The sequence below is a fragment of the Paraburkholderia steynii genome (genome assembly GCF_900100565.1).
GTDB classification, from domain to species: Bacteria; Pseudomonadota; Gammaproteobacteria; order Burkholderiales; family Burkholderiaceae; genus Paraburkholderia; species Paraburkholderia terrae.
In genome coordinates, this window is sequence record NZ_FNDI01000008.1 from 239,700 (window position 1) to 262,111 (window position 22,412).

At 62.4% G+C, this 22,412-nt stretch carries 22 protein-coding genes; 14 read left to right on the forward strand and 8 right to left on the reverse strand.

The window, feature by feature from the left end:
• Window positions 1-40: 40 nt before the first annotated feature.
• From BLT65_RS16915 to BLT65_RS16955, 9 genes are all read left to right on the forward strand, one after another.
• Window positions 41-1,111 (forward strand): Leu/Phe/Val dehydrogenase, encoded by a 1,071-nt coding sequence (locus BLT65_RS16915; RefSeq protein WP_091779295.1) that lies wholly within the window; start codon window positions 41-43, stop codon window positions 1,109-1,111.
• Between the two features lie 1,012 nt (window positions 1,112-2,123).
• The gene (locus BLT65_RS16920) at window positions 2,124-2,828 is read left to right on the forward strand and encodes a FadR/GntR family transcriptional regulator (protein ID WP_042315039.1); all 705 of its coding nucleotides are present in this window, start codon (window positions 2,124-2,126) and stop codon (window positions 2,826-2,828) included.
• Window positions 2,829-2,893: 65 nt separating this feature from the next.
• Window positions 2,894-3,784, forward strand: a complete 891-nt coding sequence (gene ltnD, locus BLT65_RS16925) for an L-threonate dehydrogenase (RefSeq protein ID WP_091779296.1) — start codon at window positions 2,894-2,896, stop codon at window positions 3,782-3,784.
• A gap of 15 nt (window positions 3,785-3,799) precedes the next feature.
• Window positions 3,800-5,116: a 3-oxo-tetronate kinase gene (gene otnK / locus BLT65_RS16930; RefSeq protein ID WP_091779298.1), complete on the forward strand. Its 1,317-nt coding sequence runs from the start codon at window positions 3,800-3,802 to the stop codon at window positions 5,114-5,116.
• Window positions 5,113-5,769 (forward strand): 3-oxo-tetronate 4-phosphate decarboxylase, encoded by a 657-nt coding sequence (otnC, locus tag BLT65_RS16935; RefSeq protein WP_091779300.1) that lies wholly within the window; start codon window positions 5,113-5,115, stop codon window positions 5,767-5,769. Before otnK ends, otnC begins: the two co-directional genes overlap by 4 nt.
• A gap of 136 nt (window positions 5,770-5,905) precedes the next feature.
• Window positions 5,906-7,243, forward strand: coding sequence for an MFS transporter (locus tag BLT65_RS16940; protein WP_042315043.1), 1,338 nt, complete (start codon window positions 5,906-5,908; stop codon window positions 7,241-7,243).
• A gap of 25 nt (window positions 7,244-7,268) precedes the next feature.
• Window positions 7,269-8,057, forward strand: coding sequence for a 2-oxo-tetronate isomerase (gene otnI, locus BLT65_RS16945; RefSeq protein WP_091779302.1), 789 nt, complete (start codon window positions 7,269-7,271; stop codon window positions 8,055-8,057).
• Between the two features lie 48 nt (window positions 8,058-8,105).
• On the forward strand, window positions 8,106-9,092 hold the full coding sequence (gene denD, locus BLT65_RS16950) for a D-erythronate dehydrogenase (protein WP_091779304.1): 987 nt from the start codon (window positions 8,106-8,108) through the stop codon (window positions 9,090-9,092).
• Between the two features lie 112 nt (window positions 9,093-9,204).
• Entirely contained in the window at window positions 9,205-9,438 is a 234-nt protein-coding gene (locus BLT65_RS16955; RefSeq protein WP_244186509.1) for a hypothetical protein, read from the forward strand.
• On the opposite strand, the gene BLT65_RS16960 is transcribed toward BLT65_RS16955, so the two are convergent.
• The 8 genes from BLT65_RS16960 to BLT65_RS16995 form a co-directional block, all read right to left on the reverse strand.
• Complete coding sequence (locus tag BLT65_RS16960; RefSeq protein WP_091779308.1) at window positions 9,435-10,493, reverse strand: GlxA family transcriptional regulator; 1,059 nt, start codon at window positions 10,491-10,493, stop codon at window positions 9,435-9,437. The genes BLT65_RS16955 and BLT65_RS16960 overlap by 4 nt on opposite strands.
• Before the next feature lie 94 nt (window positions 10,494-10,587).
• The gene (locus BLT65_RS16965) at window positions 10,588-11,349 is read right to left on the reverse strand and encodes a CbtA family protein (RefSeq protein ID WP_091779310.1); all 762 of its coding nucleotides are present in this window, start codon (window positions 11,347-11,349) and stop codon (window positions 10,588-10,590) included.
• Window positions 11,350-11,362: 13 nt separating this feature from the next.
• A complete protein-coding gene (locus tag BLT65_RS16970) occupies window positions 11,363-11,572 on the reverse strand; it encodes a CbtB domain-containing protein (protein ID WP_091779312.1) in 210 nt (69 codons plus the stop codon).
• 42 nt (window positions 11,573-11,614) lie between these two features.
• A complete protein-coding gene (locus BLT65_RS16975) occupies window positions 11,615-11,962 on the reverse strand; it encodes a nitrile hydratase accessory protein (RefSeq protein WP_091779314.1) in 348 nt (115 codons plus the stop codon).
• 10 nt (window positions 11,963-11,972) lie between these two features.
• Window positions 11,973-12,596 (reverse strand): nitrile hydratase subunit alpha, encoded by a 624-nt coding sequence (nthA, locus tag BLT65_RS16980; protein ID WP_091779316.1) that lies wholly within the window; start codon window positions 12,594-12,596, stop codon window positions 11,973-11,975.
• A gap of 18 nt (window positions 12,597-12,614) precedes the next feature.
• A complete protein-coding gene (nthB, locus tag BLT65_RS16985) occupies window positions 12,615-13,358 on the reverse strand; it encodes a nitrile hydratase subunit beta (protein ID WP_091779318.1) in 744 nt (247 codons plus the stop codon).
• 30 nt (window positions 13,359-13,388) lie between these two features.
• A complete protein-coding gene (locus BLT65_RS16990) occupies window positions 13,389-13,892 on the reverse strand; it encodes a DUF1097 domain-containing protein (RefSeq protein WP_091779320.1) in 504 nt (167 codons plus the stop codon).
• A 34-nt stretch (window positions 13,893-13,926) separates the two neighbouring features.
• Window positions 13,927-14,895, reverse strand: coding sequence for a CobW family GTP-binding protein (locus BLT65_RS16995; RefSeq protein ID WP_091779322.1), 969 nt, complete (start codon window positions 14,893-14,895; stop codon window positions 13,927-13,929).
• A gap of 679 nt (window positions 14,896-15,574) precedes the next feature.
• On the opposite strand from BLT65_RS16995, the gene BLT65_RS17000 reads away from it, so the two are divergent.
• The 5 genes from BLT65_RS17000 (at window position 15,575) to aspA (ending at window position 22,242) form a co-directional block, all read left to right on the forward strand.
• Window positions 15,575-16,675 (forward strand): asparaginase, encoded by a 1,101-nt coding sequence (locus BLT65_RS17000; protein ID WP_091779324.1) that lies wholly within the window; start codon window positions 15,575-15,577, stop codon window positions 16,673-16,675.
• A 217-nt stretch (window positions 16,676-16,892) separates the two neighbouring features.
• The gene (locus BLT65_RS17005) at window positions 16,893-17,807 is read left to right on the forward strand and encodes a LysR substrate-binding domain-containing protein (RefSeq protein WP_042315055.1); all 915 of its coding nucleotides are present in this window, start codon (window positions 16,893-16,895) and stop codon (window positions 17,805-17,807) included.
• A gap of 181 nt (window positions 17,808-17,988) precedes the next feature.
• Window positions 17,989-19,269: a dicarboxylate/amino acid:cation symporter gene (locus BLT65_RS17010; protein WP_042315074.1), complete on the forward strand. Its 1,281-nt coding sequence runs from the start codon at window positions 17,989-17,991 to the stop codon at window positions 19,267-19,269.
• The gene (gene cuyB / locus BLT65_RS17015) at window positions 19,266-20,747 is read left to right on the forward strand and encodes a cysteate racemase (protein WP_091779326.1); all 1,482 of its coding nucleotides are present in this window, start codon (window positions 19,266-19,268) and stop codon (window positions 20,745-20,747) included. The genes BLT65_RS17010 and cuyB overlap by 4 nt, the downstream gene beginning before the upstream one ends.
• A 49-nt stretch (window positions 20,748-20,796) precedes the next feature.
• A complete protein-coding gene (gene aspA, locus BLT65_RS17020) occupies window positions 20,797-22,242 on the forward strand; it encodes an aspartate ammonia-lyase (RefSeq protein WP_091779328.1) in 1,446 nt (481 codons plus the stop codon).
• The last annotated feature ends 170 nt before the right edge of the window (window positions 22,243-22,412 follow it).

Sequence of the window (22,412 nt, forward strand, 5' to 3'; positions counted from 1 at the left end):
CGCGCGGACTCAACTGCCTGCCCACAAGGAAGGAACACTGATGGACCGACTGACGACGAACTTTGCCGGAACGCTTTTCGGGCTTCACGGCGAACCGGCCCACGAACGCATTGTCGCGGCCAGCGATGCCGAATCCGGCCTGCAAGCCGTGATCGCGGTGTACAGCACTGCGCGCGGCCCTGCGTTTGGTGGTTGCCGCTACTGGCAGTACGCCTCGGACTACGAGGCGTATCACGACGCGCTGCGTCTGTCACAGGGCATGGCGTTCAAGAACGCGCTCGCGGGACTGCCGTTCGGCGGCGGCAAGGCGGTGATCCTGAAGCGTCCGGAGCAGATGGATCGCGTGGCGCTGTTCAAGGCGTTCGGCAGGCTCGTGCAATCGCTCGGCGGCGTTTATCTGACGGCTGAAGACGTCGGCACGACGGCCGACGACATGCGCGCGGTGCAGAGCGAGACGCCGTATGTGAGCGGCATTCCGCGCGACAACGACGTGTATGGCGGGAATCCGTCGCCGCGCACCGCCTATGGTGTGTTCGTGGGCCTGAAGGCGGCGGTGCAGGTTGCGCTTGGGCGTGACACTTTGGAAGGCATTTCGGTTGCCGTGCAGGGTTTGGGTTCGGTCGGCTGGGATTTGTGCGAACGGCTGCATCGCGCGGGCGCGGAACTGATTGTGTCGGATATCGATGCAGGCAAGACCGGGCGCGCGCAGCAGATGTTTGGCGCGCAGATCGCTGATGCGGCGCGGATTGCATCCGTCAACGCTGATGTGTTTGCGCCTTGCGCGCTGGGTGGGTCGATTACCGAGGCTGTAGCGGCTGGTTGTCAGTTTAAGGTTATTGCTGGTGGCGCTAATAATCAGCTGATGTCGCTGGCTGAGGGTGATGTGCTGCATCAGCGTGGGATTTTTTATGCGCCGGATTTTCTCGTCAATGCAGGTGGGATTATTAGCTGCGTGCGGGAGTATCTCGGCTCCGCCGATAAGCAGGCGGTGCTGGATGAGGTTGCAATGATCGCGCCGCGGGTTTTTGAGCTTGCTGAGAGGGTTAAGGCAACTGGCGTTGCGCCGGCTCGTGCTGCTGTGGTTTGGGCTCGGGAGATGATGGAGAGGTGAGGTTTGGGTGTTGTCGGCGACGCTGTTTGGGTTTGCTTTTGCCTTTGGGTTTGCCTGTAACTGGCGTCGCTTTTGGATTTTTGTCTTTGCGCTGGCATCCGCGTTACGGCGTTTGCCTCTGCGCTGGCATCCGCGATTTGTTAGCGTGCTTCAAGCGTCGCCCCTGTGCGGGGCGGCACCTACTTTTCTTTGCCGCCGCAAAGAAAAGTAGGCAAAAGAAAGCGGCTAACACCGCTAGTTCTAGTTTTTGCCTGAGGGCCCCCAACGGGTCTTACGCTTCACACGGCAATCACGTGACCCATGTTCGTTGCCAACGCTCTTGCGGTGCGCCGCACCCGCTTCACGCACCCGCGTTGCGGCACGTCATGCCAGATATTCCTCCGCCGCCCAGATGGCAAACTGTGTGTAGGCCGTAGTGCCACACACGCCACACTTCGGACCGATAGCGCAGGCGTCCCACCCTGTAAGAGCGCAACCCTGTACGACGCGACAGCCTACACACAGTTTGCCACCTGGGCGGCGCAAACCATTCGCTGCCTCTGGCCTTTGTACGGGAGTTTGAAGCAGGTGAGGCGCTTATTCGAAGCGTTGGCAACACGGGCGAACAAGGACGTTGCCGTGTGAGGCGTAAGACCCTGTGGGGGCCCTCAGGCAGGAACAAGAACTGGCGGTGTTAGCCGCTTTCTTTTGCCTACTTTTCTTTGCGGCGGCAAAGAAAAGTAGGTGCCGCCCCGCACAGGGGCGACGCGTGAAGCACGCTAACAAGACGCGGACGCCAGCGAAAACCCAAGCAAACCAAACCAAACCAAACCAAACCAAACCAAACCAAACCAAACCAAACCGCCCGCACCCCGAAGCCTCAACCGCGAACGCCAGCGCCAAGGCCAAAAAAACACCGACCGGCATCGCCCGCGCCACGAAGGCTCAAACCCAAACCCCGAGGGTTTCCCCCCATACCACCCGCCGCAGGCAAATTTGTATGATGACCCTATGACATGGCAAATCCACTGATATGTTCGAAAAAATCCCGAGCCGGGCGCTAAGCGACACAGTCGCTCAACAGCTGCTGGCGCAAATCGACAAAGGCACCTTCGCCCGCGGCGGTAAGCTGCCCACAGAAGCCGTGCTATCGCAAGAGTTCGGCGTAAGCCGCACAGTGATCCGAGAAGCGATCTCGCGCCTGAAGAACGAAGGCGTGGTCGAGCCCCGCCAGGGCAGCGGCGTCTATGTGTCAGCCCACGGCGCGATCCGCCCACTGCGAATCGACTACGCAGAAGCCATGGAAGGCGGCTCAGTGCTGCACATCCTCGCAGTGCGCCGCGCAATAGAAGCCGAAGTCGCAGCAGAAGCCGCCATGCGCCGCACGGACGCCGACATGCTTGCCATCGACGCCGTCCTCAAAAAGATCGACGAAGCCGTCTCCGAGGGCCGCGACGGTGTCGCTGAAGACGTCGCGTTTCATCGCACGATCGCTGCCGTGACGGGCAACCCGTATTTCCTGAAGACCCTCACGTTCCTCAACCAGTACCTCGAAGCAGGCACCGTCATCACGCGCCGCAACGAAGCGCTGCGCGAGGACTTCTCGCGTCAGGTGCGCGACGAGCACGCGGCAATCGTCGCCGCGATCCGCGCAGGCGATCCACTGGCCGCCCGCAACGCCGCGCAAACGCACATGTACAACGCCGCCCGCCGCCTGGCAGAGGCCGGTATCTGCTGATCCACACACGTCTGCTCGCGACACGCGCGAGCCGTCGTCCGAAGCATTGTTCGTAGAGGAATGGTATGTCCAGAAATGTCGGAGTGATCGGTCTTGGCGCGATGGGAATGGGCGTCGCGCGCTCGCTGCTGCGCGGCGGCTTCAACGTGCATGCGTGCGACGTGCGCCGCGATGTGCTCGACCAGTTCGTCGCCGATGGCGGCAAGGCTTGCGCAAGTCCCGCTGAACTCGGCGCGCAATGCGACGTCGTCGTCACGCTCGTCGTCAACGCGGCGCAAACCGAAACCGTGCTATTCGGCGAGCAAGGCGCCATTCGGGCGATGAAACCCGGCGGCGTCGTGATCGCCTGCGCAACCGTTGCGCCCGACTTCGCCATCGACCTCGGCCGCCGCGTCGAAGCGGCCGGCTTGCAGATGCTCGACGCACCCGTGTCGGGCGGCGCCGCGCGCGCGGCATCGGGCGAAATGACGATGATGACGTCCGGCCCCGCCGCCGCCTACGCCGCATGTGACGACGTGCTCGCAGCGATGGCGGGCAAGGTCTACCGCCTCGGCGATCAGCATGGCGCGGGGTCGAAAGTGAAGATCATCAACCAGCTGCTCGCGGGCGTACACATCGCCGCCGCCGCCGAGGCGATGGCGCTCGGCCTGCGCGAAGGCGTGGACGCCGACGCGCTCTACGACGTTATTACGCACAGCGCCGGCAACTCGTGGATGTTCGAGAACCGCGTGCCGCACATTCTCAACGGCGACTACACGCCGCTGTCGGCCGTCGATATCTTCGTCAAGGACCTCGGCCTCGTGCTCGATACCGCGCGCCGCTCGAAGTTTCCGCTGCCGTTGTCGGCGGCGGCGCATCAGATGTTCATGATGGCGTCGACGGCAGGGCATGGCGGCGAAGACGATTCCGCCGTCATCAAGATTTTCCCCGGCATCGACGTGCCGCCGAAGCGCTAAGCGGAGCCGAACGAGATGACCACCTCTACCCGCAAGCCCCTGCTCGGCTGCATCGCCGACGACTTCACGGGCGCGACCGATCTCGCGAACATGCTGGTGCGCGGCGGCATGCGCACCGTCCAGACCATCGGCGTGCCCGCTGCCGATACCCGCATCGAAGCGGACGCGCTGGTCGTCGCGCTGAAGTCGCGCACCATCGACGCCGCGGATGCCGTCGCGCAATCGCTCGACGCGCTGGACTGGTTGAGCGCGCAAGGCTGCCGCCAGTTCTTCTTCAAGTACTGCTCGACCTTCGATTCGACCGATAAAGGCAACATCGGCCCCGTCGCCGATGCGCTGCTTGATGCGCTGTCGGCGATCGACGGCGGCACGCCGTTCACGATCGCGTGCCCGGCGTTTCCCGAAAACGGCCGCACGATCTATCGCGGGCATCTGTTCGTCGGCGACGCGCTGCTCAACGAATCAGGTATGGAACATCACCCGCTCACACCGATGACGGACGCGAACCTCGTGCGCGTGCTGCAGCGGCAAACGCGCTCGAAAGTCGGCCTCGTGCGCTATGACGCGGTGGCGCAGGGCGCGCAAGCCGTGCGTGCATCGATCGATGCGCTGCGCCACGACGGCGTGCGCATGGCGATCGCCGATGCAGTGTCGGACGCCGATCTCTACACGCTCGGCGAAGCCTGCGCGGACCTGCCGCTGATCACGGGCGGCTCGGGCGTTGCGCTCGGCTTGCCGGGCAATTTCCGCCGTGCCGGTCTGCTCGACGATGCCGCCGATGCCGGTGAACTGCCGCGCGTCGAAGGCGCGTCGGCGGTGCTGGCGGGCAGCGCGTCGAAAGCGACCAATGCGCAGGTTGCCGCGTGGCGCGAAACGCGCCCAGCGTTCCGCATCGATCCGTTGGCGGCCGCGCGCGGTGAGCCCGTCGTCGAACAGGCGCTCGCCTTCGCGCGCGAGCATATGAACGCGGCGCAGCCTCAGCCTGTGCTGATCTACGCAACGGCATCGCCGGATGACGTGAAGGCCACGCAGCGCGAACTCGGTGTCGCGCAAGCCGGGGAACTGGTCGAACGCACGCTGGCTGCGATTGCGCGCGGGCTGCACGATCTCGGCGTGCGCAAGTTCGTCGTCGCGGGCGGCGAGACATCGGGCGCCGTGGTGCAGGCGCTCCGCGTCGAAATGCTGCGCATCGGCAAGCAGATCGATCCCGGCGTGCCCGCGACCGCGACCATCGGCGCTGAGCCGCTCGCTCTTGCGCTCAAGTCGGGCAACTTCGGCGCCGTCGATTTCTTCGCGAAGGCGCTGCATCAACTCGACGGAGGCGCGCAATGACGCTCGCCATCCACTCGGGCAGCGAAGCAAAAGTCCGCGAAGAAATCTGCGTGACGGGCGCGAGCCTGTACGAGCGCGGCTATACCGTCGGCAGCGCGGGCAACATCAGCGCGCGCCTCGACGACGGCTGGCTGATCACGCCGACGGACGTCTGTCTCGGCCGTCTCGACCCCGCGCAGATCGCCAAAGTCGATCTCGAAGGCAACGCCGTGTCAGGCGGCAAGCCGTCGAAAACGCTCGCGCTGCATCGCGGCGTCTACGAGCGCAACGGCGAGGCGCGCGGCATCGTACACACGCATTCGACGCATCTTGTCGCGCTGACGCTCGCGGGTGTCTGGAACGACGCCGACGTGTTGCCGCCCATCACGCCGTACTACGTGATGAAGGTCGGCCACATTCCGCTGATCCGCTACCGGCGTCCCGGCGATCCGCAAGTCGCGCAGCAGATCGCGGCGCTCGCTGAAAGTGTGCGCGGCGTGTTGCTCGAACGGCTCGGGCCTGTGGTGTGGGAGCGGTCGGTATCGCAGGCTTCGTACGTGCTCGAAGAGCTGGAAGAGACGGCGCGCCTGTGGCTGATGACGAACCCGCGTCCCGCGCCGCTCGACGAAACAGCGCTTGAAGAATTGCGCACGGTATTCGGCGCGCGCTGGTGATACGCCCGGAAGCATAGAAGCTCAACGGTCCGCGCACGCCGCGGGCCATCCGCATGACCAACCAGGCAAAAAGCCGGAGGACCGACCGCCATGAAGCGGGCGGCTAATAACCGGCGCCATTCGAAGGAGACAGTGCATGACAAGCTATCAGGCGGCATCCGCACGCCCCGCATCAACTGCCGACGCAGCCGGACAACCCGGCGCGGCTGAAGTCGAACGCACCTACGGCAAGGTGTTCTGGCGCATCGTGCCGTTCCTGATGCTGTGCTACGTGGTCGCGTATCTGGACCGCGTCAACGTCGGCTTTGCGAAGCTGCAGATGTCGCAGGATCTCGCGTTCAGCGAAACGGTGTTCGGCTTGGGCGCGGGTGTGTTCTTCGTCGGCTACTTCCTGTTCGAATTGCCTAGCAACATCCTGATGCACAAGCTGGGCGCGCGGATCTGGATTGCGCGCATCATGATCACCTGGGGCGTGATGTCCGCGCTCTTCGTATTCGTGAAGACACCGGCGCAGTTCTACGCGCTGCGCTTTCTGCTCGGTCTTGCCGAAGCCGGTTTCTATCCCGGCGTGATCCTGTATTTGACCTACTGGTTCCCGTCGCATCGTCGCGCGAAGATCATCGCGGTGTTCATGTCGGCGATTCCCGTGTCGGGCATTTTCGGCAATCCGCTGTCGGGCTGGATCATGCAAAGCTTCGATTCGCATCATGGCTTCGCGGGCTGGCAATGGATGTTCGTGATTGAAGCGGTGCCCGCCATCGCAATCGGCATCGCGACGATTCTGTATCTCGACAACGGCATCGCCAGCGCGAAATGGCTGACGCCGCGCGAGAAAAAACTGCTCGCCGATGAAATCGCCGCGCAGCCGCAAGAGAAAACGAAGTCGCATTCGGTCGGCGCCGTGTTTCGCGATCCGCGCACGTGGTGGATGTCGCTGATTTACTTCGCGTTCGTCACGGGTCAATATGGGTTGACGTTCTGGATGCCGACGCTCGTCAAGTCGACGGGCGTAACGGGCGCGTTCCAGATCGGCCTGTTGAGCGCGATTCCGTTTCTGGTCGCGATCGTCGTGATGAACGTGATGGGCCACAGCGCGGACAAGCGTCGCGAGCGCCGCTGGCATCTGATCGGTCCGGCGCTTGCGGGTGCGGTCGGCTTTACGGTTGCGGCTTCGTTTGCTGACAACACGGTCGTATCGATCGCGTCCCTCTCGATCGCGGCAGCGGGCGTGCTGACCTGCGCGCCGCTCTTCTGGTCGCTGCCGACGGCGTTCATGTCGGGCGCGACGGCGGCGGCGGGCATTGCGATCATCAATTCGATCGGCAATCTGGCGGGCTTCGCGAGCCCGTACATGATCGGCTATCTTAAGGACCTCACGCACAGCACGCAGTCCGGCATGTACGTGCTCGCCACGATGCTCGTGATCGGCGCGCTAGCCACCTGGCTGACGCCCGCGCGGCTCGTGAACCGCTGAACGCGCTTTAAAAGGAGTTGCTTCGATGCCTCGCTTCGCCGCCAACCTGACGATGATGTACAACGAACACGCGTTTCTCGATCGCTTCGCCGCTGCGGCGCGCGATGGTTTCGAGGCCGTGGAGTTTCTGTTCCCGTATGACTTTCCGGCCGCCGATCTGAAGGCGCGTCTGACCGAAAACGGTCTCACCCAGGCGCTCTTCAACGCGCCGCCCGGCGACTGGGCGGCGGGCGAGCGCGGCATCGCGTCGTTGCCGGGCCGCGAGGACGAGTTTCGCCGCAGCGTCGATACGGCGCTCGAGTACGTGCGCGTGCTCGGCAATGACAAGTTGCACGTGATGGCGGGCTTGATCAAGCCGGAGCAATCGCGCGCCGCGCATCGCGAGGTGTATCTGAAGAACCTCGCGTATGCGGCGAAGACCGCGCAGGCGGACGGCATCACCGTCGTCATCGAGCCGATCAACACGCGCGATATCCCCGGCTTCTTTCTGAACCGGCAGGACGATGCACAGGCGATCTGCGCGGAAGTCGGCGCGGCGAACCTGAAAGTGCAGTTCGATCTTTACCACTGCCAGATCGTCGAAGGCGATCTCGCGGTGAAGCTCAAGCGCGACATCAAGGGCATCGGCCATATCCAGGTTGCGGGCGTGCCCGAGCGGCACGAGCCGGATATCGGCGAAGTGAACTATCCGTATCTGTTTTCATTGATCGACGAGCTGGGTTACGACGGCTGGATCGGTTGCGAATACCGGCCGCGCGCAGGCACGTCCGATGGACTTGGATGGATCAGGCCGTACCTGAAGGCACGCAGCTAAGGTGGTACCTGAGCGCGTTCGACAGACACACTGAGGATTAACTGGAACATGAAAGTACTGATCACGGGCGGCGCGGGATTTCTCGGCCAGCGTCTCGCGCGCGAGCTGCTCGCACGCGGCGAACTGAAGGGCACGGACGGACAGCGTCAGCCGATCACCGAACTGGTGTTGCTCGACGTCGTCGCGGCGCAGGGTCCGAAAGACGAACGCGTGCGCGTCGAAGTCGGCGACATTGCCGAGCGCAGCGTGCTCGAACGTCTGATCGACGACAAGACGGCGGCGATCTTCCATCTTGCGGCGATCGTCAGCGGCCAGGCGGAAGCCGATTTCGAACTTGGCATGCGCATCAATCTGGACGCGTCACGGCTGCTGCTCGACGTGTGCCGCGCGCGCGGGCATCGGCCGCGCGTGCTGTTCACGAGTTCGGTCGCCGTCTACGGTGGCGATTTGCCCGATGTCGTGCTCGATGAAACCGCGCTCAATCCGCAGTCATCCTATGGCGCGCAGAAGGCGGGCGCCGAGTTGCTGCTCAACGACTATGCGCGGCGTGGTTTCGTCGATGGCCGTGTGTTGCGCCTGCCGACCATCAGCGTGCGGCCGGGCAAGCCGAATGCGGCGGCGTCGTCGTTTGCGAGCGGCATCATTCGCGAGCCGCTCACCGGCGAACCGGCCGTGTGCCCGGTGAGCGGGTCGACGCGCTTGTGGCTACTGTCGCCGCGCAAGGCGATCGAGTGTCTTATCGCAGGAAGCGAGATCGACAGCGCGGCGCTGGGCAATCGCCGCACCGTGAACCTGCCGGGCGTGTCGGTGACGGTCGACGAAATGGTCGCCGCGCTGCGCGAGGTGGCAGGCGATGCCGTCGCGGCGCGCATCGAATGGAAGGCGGATGAGCGTGTCGAGAAGATCGTCGGCAGCTGGCCTGCGCGATGGGATGTGTCGCGCGCGACGCAGCTTGGGCTGCACGGCGACGCGTCGTTCAAGGATATCGTCCGCGCCTTCATCGACGACGAACTCGGCGGGAAGATTCCGCGGTAGTGACTTCTACGGGAGCGTGCGGTTGCTCCCGTTACCTGCGCGCATCCGCTTCTATAATCGGACGATCCACTCACACCGAGGGAATCTGATGCGGCGCAGCGCGATTCTCCTGATGCTTTTTCTGACCGCATGCAGCGCGACGGTCAAGCCGACGCTCACGAACGGCCGCGACGGCGCGGTGATTGCGTGCGACGGCCTGCTCTATAGCTGGAAGATCTGCGACAAGGCGGCAAGGAAAACATGTCCGGGCGGATATGATGTGGTGGATCGGCAGGAAAGCAGAAGCCGCACCGACTACGGCAGCTATCCGACGCGCAAGCTCGTAGTGAGTTGCAAACAGTATTAGCGCGGGTCACGCATCGCGCTATTCGAAACCGTGGCAGACACGCGAGACTCCGCGCGCGGCGCGGCCTGTTTCTTCTTCTCTGCGAGCGGCTTCTTCGATCTGAAGCGGTCGCGATAGTCGGCCGGGTTGATCTGCAGCCGGCGATGGAAGGTCCTGCGAAATCCGTCGGTGTCTTCGAAGCCGCAGCGCTGCGCGATGTCACGCAGCGACAGATCGGTGGCTTCGAGAAAGCGCCTCGCCGCATCGATGCGCGCGTTGGCGAGAAACGTCATCGGCGTGATGCCGCATTCCTTTGCGAAGAGGCGCGACAGGTTGCGCGCGCTCATGTGTACGCGTTCGGCGAGCGACGCCACGGTATGGTCCACATGCAGGTTGTCGAGCATGAACTGCTGCAGCGCGACCATCTGCGAACCCGGCGACGCCTGCGTCTCCAGCAGCGGGCTGAATTGCGACTGCCCGCCTGCGCGCCGCAGATAGACGATCAGATACTTCGCGACATCGAGCGCCATCTGGCGGCCGAAGTCGTCTTCGATCATGGCGAGCGACAGGTCGATCCCTGCCGTCACACCCGCCGTCGTGTAGATGTTGCCGTCCTGCACGAAGATGTGATCCGGCTCGATCCTCGCCTTCGGAAACGTCGCGGCGAGGCGCGGCACGTCCATCCAGTGCGTCGTCACTACCTTGTTGTCGAGCAGGCCCGCCGCGCCGAGCGCAAACAGCCCGTTGCAGATCGCCGATACGCGGCGGCATTGCCTGTGCTGCGTCCTGAGCCAGCCGCTTAGCGCCGGGTCGTCGAACGCGTCGAAGATGCCGAGGCCGCCGGGCACGATAATCGTGTCGAACTCGGGGCACACGTCGAAGATCGTGCGGTCGGGCATCGTGCTCAAGCCGCTCGACGATTGCACGGCACCGCGCGTCGTGCCGACCGTCAGCATTTCATATTCGCACTCGCCCTTGCTCAGTATCTTCACTTCGGCGAACGCGTCCCTCGGTCCGGCGATATCGAGCAGCTGGAAACCGGGGAAGACAAGCATGCCGACCTTGATGCGTTTCATCGCGAGTGTCCGGATACGCTGGAAGACGGGCGCCCGCGTGGGTGGGCGCCTCGAACGGTTAGTCTATACGGCAATGCCCGACGCGTCCGGGCAGTCAAAAAGCTTGCGTCGCAGCGCTGGCGCCGCGCGCATCGCCGCGCATGCGCGAGTCGGCGAATCCGATGCGCTCGGCCAGCACGCCGAACAGCGCGCCTAGCGTCGTCCAGATCACGGCCTGCATGCCGATCGCGGCGATGCGGAACTTCCACAGCAGCGTGGCAGGGAAAGCGGCCGGAACTTCGTCGATGGCGGGCAATGCCGCGAGCACCACGGCCAGCATCACGACGAACGCGAGCAGCCCCGCCAGCGCGCCGTTCCACGCGCCGAAGCGACGCGCGACGACACTGCGCACGTTGAGCGACAGCACCATGATCGCGACCGAGATCGCGATCGTCAGGAAATACAAGCCTGTGCGATAGCCGATCGTATCCGGATCGCCGACGGACGGCGGGTTAGCGGGATACTTGAGATTCGGCACGACGACTAGCGCGACGAACGCACCAAGCGCGAGCCACGCGGCAAGCGGCCGTGCGCCGAGCTTGCCGACGCGTCCCCACGCCCACGCGAAGGTCAGCGCGAAGAGCCCGCCGAACGCCGCGCCGTACGCGACGACGCCCGTCAGCAAACCGGGGCCGGCTTGCGTGTCGCGGCTCACCAGTTCGGGTTCGTGCGCGTCGCCTTCCATGGCGTGCGTGTGTTCCTCGAAGGCGATCGCGCGATCGACCTGCGGCTCGCCCGCCACGCGCGCGAATCCAAACGCGATCAACCCCGCGACGACACCCGCGAGCATGCCGCGCATCAACAGCTTGCCGACCATGATCGTCTCCTTGTCAGTGGCAGGGGAAACCGAGCAGATGGCGCCCGTCATGCACGAACTCATGCACAACCATACCCGGCACGAGCGACGTCGCGCCTTCCTCTGCGCCGACGAAGTACAGCACCAGCAACATCAGCAGGCCGCCGAAGACGATCCACGGCAGCAGTTCGCGAAGCGGAATGGGCGCGAGCGCGTCTACTGGTTGGAGAACAGCATCGTTCATGAAAAACCTCTTGAGTGTGAATGAATGATCAGGATGTCCGGCTTACGATTGAACCGCCACGCGCCGCGCCGTAACGACGCGCGCGAGTTCGTCGCGCGACAGCACGCCGCTCGCTTCGACCACGTTCAACAGCGCTTCGAGAAAGCGTTCGTAGTAGTCCCAGCGCGGCTGGTTCTCGCAGTCGATCATTTCCCACTTCGCAATCGACGCAATCAGGCTCTGTCGAAAGTCTTCCCATTCGAAGCAGCCCGCCTTCGACAGCGACAGCGCGAGACCGAACACGTCGCGCTCCCAGCGGTTGGTGAAAAACAGCTTGCCGTCCAGACGCGGCGGCGAGTCCGGTGTACCGAGCATCGATGCCGCGGCGTATTCCTCGAAGCGCGTGAACATGGCGATGTCCTCAAGCCGTGGGCGCAGCGACGAGCGCGACACCCATCATCGATTCCGGTGTGACGAGTGCGGCGAGTTCTTCCTCGTTCAGGTGCTCCGTGTTCGCGGGACGCTCTGGCACGACGAACCAGCGGATTTGCGCGCTGCTGTCCCACACCTTCACTTCCTTCGCCGCGGGCACGGTCACGCCGAATTCCTGCAGCACCGCGCGCGGCTCGCGCACGCCGCGCGCGCGAAACACCGGGTCCTTGTACCAGTACGGCGGCAGGCCGAGCACGGGCCACGGATAACACGAGCACAACGTGCAGATGATCAGGTTGTGTACGTTGGTGTCGTTGGCGACGGCGGCCATGTGCTCGCCTTCCGCGCCCGCCATGCCGAGCGGCAGCGAAAGTTCGGCAATCGCTTTGGGTGTGTCGTCGATCAGGCGCTGCTTGTACTCTGGATCAACCCACGCGTGCGCGACGATCTTCGCGCCGTTGAACGGGCCGGCCATCGTCTCGAAGTGCGCGAGTACGGCATCGACGGAATCGCTGCCGATCACGCCTTTCTCGATCAGCAGCGCTTCGAGTGCGCGGACCTTGGCGGCACTCGACGCTTCGCGGTCGTCGGGATATTCGAACATTGGGGTCATGCTGGTCTCGCTGTCGGTTTAGTTGGCCGGCTGCACGTAGGCTTCGTACAGGTCGGCGTAGAGGGTCGTGTTGGCTTCGCTCTTGCCTTCGCCCCAGATGTCGGCGGTATCGAAGGCGATCCGGTAGACGGGCATCGGCTCGCCGATGCCGTCAACACCTGTCGATACGAAGTATGAGAACGCGCCCGGGTAGACGAGATCGACGGTGCCCGTCTTGTTGCGCAGATAGCCGGGCAGACGCGTGTGATCGACGGCGTCGGGGTCGGCGATACGCACCGTGTCGCCTTTTGCAAAGCGTGCTGTGCGTTCAAGTGCGTGATAGCCCGAATCGCCGTTTTGCAGATACGCATCGACTTGCGCGGCGAGAGGCGTGTCCGGCTTGTCAGGCAAGGTGGCATCCGGGCTCGCCCGATAGTGCGCCGTCTTCTCCGCGAGTTCCTCCGCCGTGATGTAACCCTGATCGACGAAGAATTGCGAAATGCCGCCTAGCCACTTCTCGTAATAGCGGTACTTGAAGTAATCGAATGGCTGCATGTCTTCGGCGCCCGTGCGCAGCGATGCCCAGGTCCAGTCGTTCTTGAACGTGGTCGGCAGTTGATCGATCGGGTAAGGATGCAGCGCGTTCGCCAGATGCGCGCTCTCGGCCATCATCACGGTATGAATGCCGAAGATGCGCTTTTCCCACGGCTCAACGAAAACACGCGTCTCGGTGCTGACGGGGCCGAGGTTTTCGATGCCGCCAAGGTGATGCTGTAATTTCACGGTTCGCTCCGCAGAGTGGTGAAGAGAGACTTAGCCAAGCCGATGCTGGCGCCTGAATGCGAGCGCTTCGCCCACGACTTCCGACACGAAGCCGAACGCCGCGCCCGTCACGAGCGCGGCAGCGGCGACGAGCGCGGGGTTGCCGATGCCTGCCGTCGTGATTGCCTTGCCGGTCGCGACGGTGGTGCCGACTGTCGATGCGAAGCCCCACACGATCGCGGGCAACACGTCGAGCAGCTTGAGCTTCGACGCCTGCACCATCGCCGCGCTGCCGATGCCGACCAGCACGGCGACCGCGAATGCGCTGCCGCTCGTCGTCGCAATGCACAGCAGCGTCAGCGAGGCGATCACGAGCCCGGTCAGATTCGACGCGACGCTCTTGACGAAGCCTGCGCGTCCGCCGCCCAGCACGAAGAACGATGCCCAGGCGATGAACGTCACCCAGACGGGAACGGGCAGCAGGGTTCCCGTGAGCCATGTGTCGGCGACAGCAAGAACGCCGATGCTCAATGTGTACGCCTCAGGCTTTTTCATTTGCGTGCTCCTTCAAGGAAATTGAGTGAAAGGGTTAGTGCATGCAACTCAACAGACCGTCGCGCATCCGCTCGGCGTCGATGTTTCTGCCGATCATCACGAAGCGGTTCTCGCGGTGTTCATCGCGCGACCACGCCTTGCCGAACTTCGCGTCGAGCAGCATGTGAACGCTGTGGAAATGCAGCCGCCGCGCTTCGTCGTGCAGGTTGAGCACGCCTTTCATGCGCAGCAGTTGCTGGCCGTCTGTCTGCACGAGCTGATTGATCCAACGGTTGAAGCGCGTTGCGTCGAGCGCGCCTGGCACGATGAACGCGCACGATGCGATCGTGTCGTCGTGCTCGTGGTCGTGGCCGGCTTCGTCGAGTAGATCGGGTTCGACGGCGAGCAGGTTGTCGAGCGAAAAGCTGCGCACGCCTAGAAGTGAATCGACGGCGACGGCCGAGTGATTCGCGAAGTCGACCTGCGCGGTCGGATTGAGCTGACGGATGCGTTCGACCAGCGCATCGACTGCTTGCGGCGAGGCGATGTCGGTCTTGTTGACGATGATCCGGTCGGCGAACACGACCTGTTCTCTCGCGATGTCGTCGTCGAGTTGCGCATCGGCATGCAGCGCGTCGATGACGGCGACCACCGATTCCAGTTCGACGCGCTCGCGCACGTCGGGATCGGCGAGAAAGGTCTGCAATACGGGCGCAGGATCGGCAAGGCCCGAGGTCTCGACGATCAGCCGCTCCAGCCGGTCACCGAAACGCGCGAGCAGATCGCGCACGCTCGCGACGAGATCCGTGCGAACCGTGCAGCACACGCAACCGTTGTTGATTTCGACGACGGCTTCTTCGTCGGCCACGATCAACTGGCCGTCGATGCCCACTTCGCCGAACTCGTTCACGACAATGCCGATCTGCATCGGTCGCGTCGCGTCGAGGATGTGATTGACGAGTGTCGTCTTACCGGCGCCGAGAAAGCCGGTCACTACTGTCGTAGGGATTTTCTTGAGTCGCATCGCGGTCGTCCTTGGCGCTTGCCTTGCGGCGGTGCGCAGGTTGGGAACGCACGATTCTTAGCGACTTCCAGGCCGAATTATCGCGGCTGTCTTCGGGGCGACCATAGTTGGCAGGAATATGCGGCCCGGCTTACCGGATTTGCCGGAACGGTGCTGGACGGACAGAAAGCGGGTGGGAGAGGAGATGGGCGGCGCTATCGACAATGGGGCGCGCGTGATCGCAAACGGTGCGGGAGATGCATCGAAGCGTGCGGCAGAGCAGCGAGGTGCAGGCGAAGGTGGTTGTTCGACTGCGCCCTAAGAGATTGACCACTTACAGACCACTGGCCCTTCGTGGTCGGCGGCGATGATGTTATGCGAAGTCCGCATACCTGCATGCATGACTAGCATCAACTTTTTTTTGGCCGTCCCTACCATCCGTTCTTACGCTGGAGCGGTGTTTGGCCAACATCGCTCCAGGCCTTTCCCAGCGTACTGCGGACGGATCGCAACCCTGTTTTCACGACCCCGTGGTGCATACACTGAATGGAAGGCACAGCTCATCGGTCGGCGACCGTAACGCGCTTCGCCCGATCGTAGCCAGGCCGATGAATCCGGTTTAGTACCGTCACGGTTTCTTACTCATTCACATACGATCATGAACACACTATCCCGACTCGCTTTTGCGCCAGGCCGTACCGTGAGCGCGCTGCTGATCGCGGCATGCATTGCGCTCCCCGTCTGCTCGACATTTGCGGTAGCCGCTGAGTCCAATGCGGATCAGTCGACCACCGTCGATGGCCAGAACAAAAAGCTGCCACGCATCGTGGTGCTTGCGACGGGTGGGACGATATCTGGAACGGCAGACGCACGTTCAGCCATTGGTTACAACTCCGGCGAGAGAACCGGCCAGCAGTTGCTCAAGGATGTTCCGGGAATCGGCAAGTTCGCAACGATCACTGCCGAACAGGTTTCGAATGTCGGTTCGCAAGACATGAACGACGGGATCTGGTTTCAGCTGGCCAAGCGCATCAATGAGATCTTTGATCGCGGCGAGGCGGATGGTGTCGTGATAACGCATGGTACGGATACGATGGAAGAGACCGCCTTCTTCCTGAAGAACGTCTTGCATTCTCGCAAGCCGGTGGTTCTCGTCGGGTCCATGCGACCGGGTGGTGTTGTCGGCGCCGATGGCCCGAATAACCTTCTCGAAGCAGTTGAGGTGGCGGCGAGTCCTCAGTCGCAGGGGCGCGGTGTGATGGTGGTCATGAACGATACGATCCACGACCCGCGCTGGATCACCAAAACGAACACAACCTCCGTTCAGACATTCCTGTCGCCGAATGCAGGCCCAATAGGATTTGTCGATCCGGCGTCGATCCGATTCGTCACGCCCCTAACGGACTCCCGTCAATCTCCGTATACGCTGCCCGCTGCCGGACCATTGCCCCGCGTCGATATTGTCTACGCGCACAGCAATATGGATGCGTCGCAGATCGACCATGCCGTCGCTGACAATGCGAAAGGGATTGTGATCGCTGGCGTAGGCGACGGTGATGTATCGAAGGCGGCGTTGGCTGCCATGGAGCGGGCCGCGAAGATGGGGATTGTCGTGGTTCGCGCTTCCCGGGTTGGAACGGGCTTCGTGAATCGGAATGTGGAAGTTGACGATGACAAGAGCGGCTTTGTCGCCTCTCTTGATCTCAATCCACAAAAGGCCCGTGTGTTGACGCAATTGCTGATCGCAAACGGCATCACGACACCCGCTAAAGTGCAGCAGGCATTTTCTGCAACGTACTGACCTCGACAGACCGGTGTTGAAAATGCCGCCGACGTTCTGGCGAAGCAGATATCTCGCGCCAAGGCAGGATGGCGTCTGTAGCTCAAAGGTGCAGACGCCATCCGCAACCGGTCATGTGGAGGCTTCGTTACGAAGCGAGCGGACCGGCCTGGATCACACAGGAACGCAAACGGACGAGAGGTAGAATGCCCCTGTCCCACAAGGCTACCCACTCGCTATGGAAATCAAGTGGATCGAGGACTTCATCGCCCTCGCTCAGTACCAGAGCTTTTCACGTGCGGCAGAATTCCGGAACGTGACCCAATCCGGATTCAGCAGGCGCATTCAGTCTCTCGAGCAATGGGTTGGCGCGGAACTGATCGACCGCAGCAGCTTCCCTCCCGTCCTGACACCTGCAGGGCAACTGTTCCGCGAAGTCGCCGATGACGTCCTGAACAAGCTCTTCGATACCCGCGCCATCATACGTACCGAGCAACGCATCGCCGGCAAGAGCCTGCAGATCGCGGCCGGGCACACGATCGCGCTGAGTTTCCTGCCTTCGTGGCTCAAGCATCTCTCGACTCACTTTGGAGAAGTGCGCGCACGTGTGGTGCCCACCAATGTGCATGACTCGATCCTGATGCTCGTGAACGGCAACTGCGAGTTGATGTTCGCGTACCACCACCCCGAACTACCGCTGCATCTCGATCCTGTGAAGTATGAGCACGTCACAGTCGGTATCGACACGCTGATGCCTGCCAGCAGGCCGAACCCGCGTCTGGCTCCGTTGTTTCGCCTGCCGGGAACGACCAAGCAGCCCTTGCCACATATTTCGTACACTGAAACGAGCTACTTCGGGCGTTGTCTTGCCCTGCTGCTCAGCCGGGCTTCCGATACCCCGGCATTGCGGCTGCACTATGAATCGGACATGGCCGAAGTGCTCAAGAAGCTCGTGATGGAAGGCGAAGGCATCGCGTGGCTCCCGAAGAGCGCCATCGCTGCCGAACTCGACCAGGGCGAGCTGGTTCCCGCCGGTCCGTCTGCGTGGAATCTGGAAATCGAGCTTCGCGTCTATCGCGACGCATCCAACCGCAATGAGTTTCTGGATACGCTCTGGCAGCATCTTCGTGCCGTTTCACCCGTAACGGGCTAGGGTTTTCCCGCCTTATGCGAATTTCGCATGCCCGCATGCAGCACTTGCATTCACGTCTTTTTGACCATCTCTACCATCCGTTCTGATTCTGGCTCGACGTGTGGCCGACGTCGCTCCAGACCTCTTCCAGCGCATTGCAATCACCTTGCGATTGCATTGCGCCACTCAAGGACGGATGGACATGAAAAATCGCCTTACACTGAATATTGCCGCCGGGATGGTGCTCGGGGTCGTTGCCGGCTATGTGTGTCATACGAGCTTGTCCGACCCGGCGACGGTCAAGGCCGTGGCCGGTTATTTCTCGATCGTCACGGACATCTTTCTGCGGCTCATCAAGATGATCATCGCGCCGCTGGTCTTCGCTACGCTCGTGTCCGGGCTGGCCGGGATGGACAGCGGGCAGGATGTAGGCCGGATCGGCCTGCGCTCCGTCGGCTGGTTCATCTGTGCATCCTTGCTGTCGCTGAGTCTGGGTCTCGTGCTCGCCAATCTGCTGCAGCCGGGCGCCGGCCTGCATCTGGTCGAGAATGCCGGTGAGGTGAGTACCGGGCTCAATACGTCGGCATTGAACGTCAAGGACGTCATCACGCACGCGTTTCCGACCAGCCTGATGGATGCGATGGCGCGCAACGACATCCTGCAGATTCTGGTCTTCTCGGTCTTGCTTGGACTTGCGCTCAGTGCGTTGAAGAAAGACGAACGCGTGATGGTCGTCATCAAGGCCATCGACGGGATGGTGCCCGTCATGCTGCGCCTGACCAACTATGTGATGCGCGCCGCGCCCTTGGGCGTGTTCGGGGCCATTGCTTCGGCGGTGACGCTGCGGGGCGTCGACGTGCTCTACACCTACGGCAAGCTGATTGGCTCGTTCTATCTGGGGTTGGCGCTGTTGTGGTTGATTCTGACGGGCGTTGGCTATGCGTTCCTCGGCCGTCGCGTCGGTACCTTGCTCAAGGCTGTGCGCGAGCCGGCGATGATCGCCTTCTCGACGGCCAGCAGTGAGGCAGCCTATCCCCGTCTGACGGAGCAACTGGAGAAGTTCGGCGTCGACAAGAAGGTCGTCGGATTTACGCTGCCGCTGGGCTATGCTTTCAATCTGGACGGTTCGATGATGTATCAGGCATTTGCCGCGATCTTCATCGCGCAGGCCTTTGGTGTCGACATGCCCGTTTCGCAGCAGATCTTCATGTTGCTGGTGCTGATGCTGAGCAGCAAGGGCATGGCCAGCGTGCCACGCGGTTCGGTCGTCGTCGTCGCTGCAGTGGCGCCGATGTTTCATCTGCCGGCTGCAGGCGTGGCGATGGTGCTGGCCATCGATCAGATCCTCGATATGGGACGCACGATGACCAATGTCATCGGCAACAGCGTAGCGACAGCCGTCATTGCAAAGTGGGAGGGTCGCCGGCAGAGCGAACCTGATGACTCGTCGCTGTTCGATCAGGCGGAGGTCGGAGCGAAATGACGCCCGGGAATGTCGAGAACAGACGCAAGTACGGTATCGTCGGCGGCCTCGGGCCGCTGGGAAGCGCCGACGTGTTCTTCAAGCTCGTGAAGGCAATGCCGCCGTCGACGGATGCCGAGCACGCCGATCTGATTTTCCAGCAGCATCCGTTCAGGAGCTCGGGCGTGGGAAGCGCCGCCACGACCGAGCGCAAGCTCTACATCTTCAACATGATCCGCGATTTTGAAAAGCGGGGCGTGACGACAGTCGTGCTTCCCTGCTTTCTCAGTCACACCTTTATCGATGAACTGAAATCGAACACGACGCTGCAGATCGTCGATATGGTTGAAGCGGTGCGTCACCACGTCCGCAGGCGATTTCGCGGAGCGCGTCGCATAGGTGTCCTCGCGTCGGACTACACGCGGGAGAAACGACTGTTCGAGCGTTACTTCACGTCGCCGGAGTTCGAGGTTGTTCACCCGCGCATGAACGAAGGCATCGACCGCGTCACTGAAGCGGTGTATGGCCCGGAAGGCATCAAGAGCGGTCATCTGCGCGGCCGGCCGGTTGAACTGCTGCACAACGCTTGCGCGGATCTCATCGAGCAAGGCGTCGATGTGATCGTTCCGGGCATGACCGAGATCGCGCTCGTCGCGGATGAAATCCGTCTGCTGAGCGTACCGCTGGTCGATTCCAACCTCGTGTATGCACAGCACGTCGTGTCGGGCCAATACGATCCGCCCTCGGGTGTGTTCAAGGTCGGGGTCGTGGGCGGAGTCGGCCCCGCTGCGACGATCGATTTCCTCGACAAGATCGTGCGCAACACGCCGGCTCAACGGGACCAGGATCACATCAGGCTGCTCGTCGAACAGAACCCGCAGATTCCCGATCGTACCGAGAATCTGATCGGCGACGGCGCAGACCCGACGGTGTCGCTCTACGCAACGTGCAAGCGGCTGGAGGAGGGCGATGCCGACATCATCGCCATTCCGTGCAATACCGCTCACGCGTTTGTGGAACGCATCCAGCCGTACCTTGGCATCCCCATCGTGAACATGCTGACGGAAACGGTCCGCTATCTGCGCGAGTCTTATCCGGCGCAACGCGAGATCGGCGTGCTCGCGACCTCGGGCACGATCGCAAGCGGTGTCTATGAAAAAGCGCTTGAATCGCAGGGGCTTCTCCAGGTTGCGCCGGGCCCCGAACTCCAGGCGCGCGTGATGGAAGCGATCTACGGCAAGGACGGAGTCAAGGCAGGGTTCACGACGGGGCAGTGCCAGGAAGACATCGCTGCAGCCGTCGAAGGCCTCATTGCTGAAGGTGTCGAAGTCATCGTCCTGGGCTGCACCGAACTCCCGCTTCTTCTTCCACACAGCGAGTTCACAGGCAGAAACGGCGCTCGTGTGAGGCTGATCGATCCGACCGACGTGCTTGCCCGGCAGTGCATCGCCTATGCGACGGCGGCCAGCGAATCACCCGCCAGCAAGAGCGAAAGATAAAGCCAATCCTGTCATCGAACCAACACTGACACGCTAACGGAGCAACACGATGTCCACGTCCAATGAACGCATCGAGCATGATCTTCTCGGCGACCTCCCTGTGCCGAATGACGCCTACTACGGCGTGCATACCCTTCGGGCACTCGTTAATTTTCCGATCACCGGCATCCCGATCTCGACATATCCGAATCTCGTCAATGCACTGGCGAGCGTGAAAGAGGCGGCAGCCATGGCCAACCACGACCTCGGCCTGCTTGCAGAGCACAAGATGAAGGCGATCGTGTACGCATGTCGCGAGATCCGCAACGGTACGGCGCATGACCAGTTCGTGGTGGACGTCATTCAGGGCGGCGCGGGCACGTCGACCAACATGAACGCGAACGAAGTGATCGCCAATCTGGCGCTGGAACATCTTGGCCACCAGCGCGGCGACTACGCGCTGCTGCATCCCAATGAAGACGTCAATCTCGGTCAAAGCACGAATGACGTGTACCCGACCGCGTTGAAGATCGCGACGTACATGGGGATCGTTCAGCTGGTCCATGCGATGGGTATCTTGCGTCACTCGTTCGAACGCAAGGCTGAGGAATTCCGCGACGATCTCAAGATGGGGCGAACGCAACTGCAGGACGCTGTTCCCATGACGCTCGGTCAGGAGTTCAGCACTTTTGCGGTCATGCTTGGAGAAGACGAAGATCGGCTCACGGAAGCGTCAAAGCTGATCTGCGAGATCAACCTCGGCGCAACGGCCATTGGCACCGGGATCAACACGTCGCCCGAGTACGCTGCACTCGCGTGCCGGCATCTTGCGAGTATCACGGGCATACCCGTCATCACGTCACCCAATCTCGTCGAGGCGACACAAGACGTCGGCTCGTTCGTCCAGTTGTCGGGCGTACTCAAGCGTGTTGCCATCAAACTCTCCAAGACGTGTAACGACCTTCGGCTGCTTTCGAGCGGTCCGCGCGCGGGTTTTGGTGAAATCAATCTGCCGCCTGTGCAGGCTGGCTCCAGCATCATGCCTGGCAAGGTCAATCCCGTCATTCCGGAAGTCGTCAACCAGATCGCCTTTGAAGTCATTGGCAACGACGTGACGGTGAGCTTTGCGGCAGAAGCCGGTCAGCTGCAATTGAATGCGTTCGAGCCGCTCATTGCGCACAGCCTCTTCAAGAGCGTTGCACACCTGCGCGCGGGATGCCTCACGCTTGCTTCGAGATGCGTCGACGGGATCACGGCGAATCGTGACAGGCTTCACGCGCTCGTCGAGAACTCGATCGGCATCGTGACGGCGCTCAATCCTTATATCGGCTATACCAATGCGACGCAGGTGGCACAGGAGGCGCTCGCGTCGGGGAGAAGCGTCGCCGAGATCGTCATCGAGAAGGGTTTGCTGAGCCGGGCGCAACTCGACGAAATTCTGCAACCGTCGATGCTGACTCAGCCGAGACAGGCCGTTGTCTTTCCGCCGCAGTCGACCGAGGGGGATGCAGGTTGACAGCGCCTCGTTGCCCGCCCTTTGCCTGCGATGAAGGTCTGCGCCGTTAGATCGTCGACTCTGGATGAGCGACTAGGCTACACTCTAACTATTCGACGACCTACCGTAAGCTGTCGGGACGGGCCAGGGTTCACGGGCCCGACGAACCGTGGGCGCAGCCCCCAGTAGAC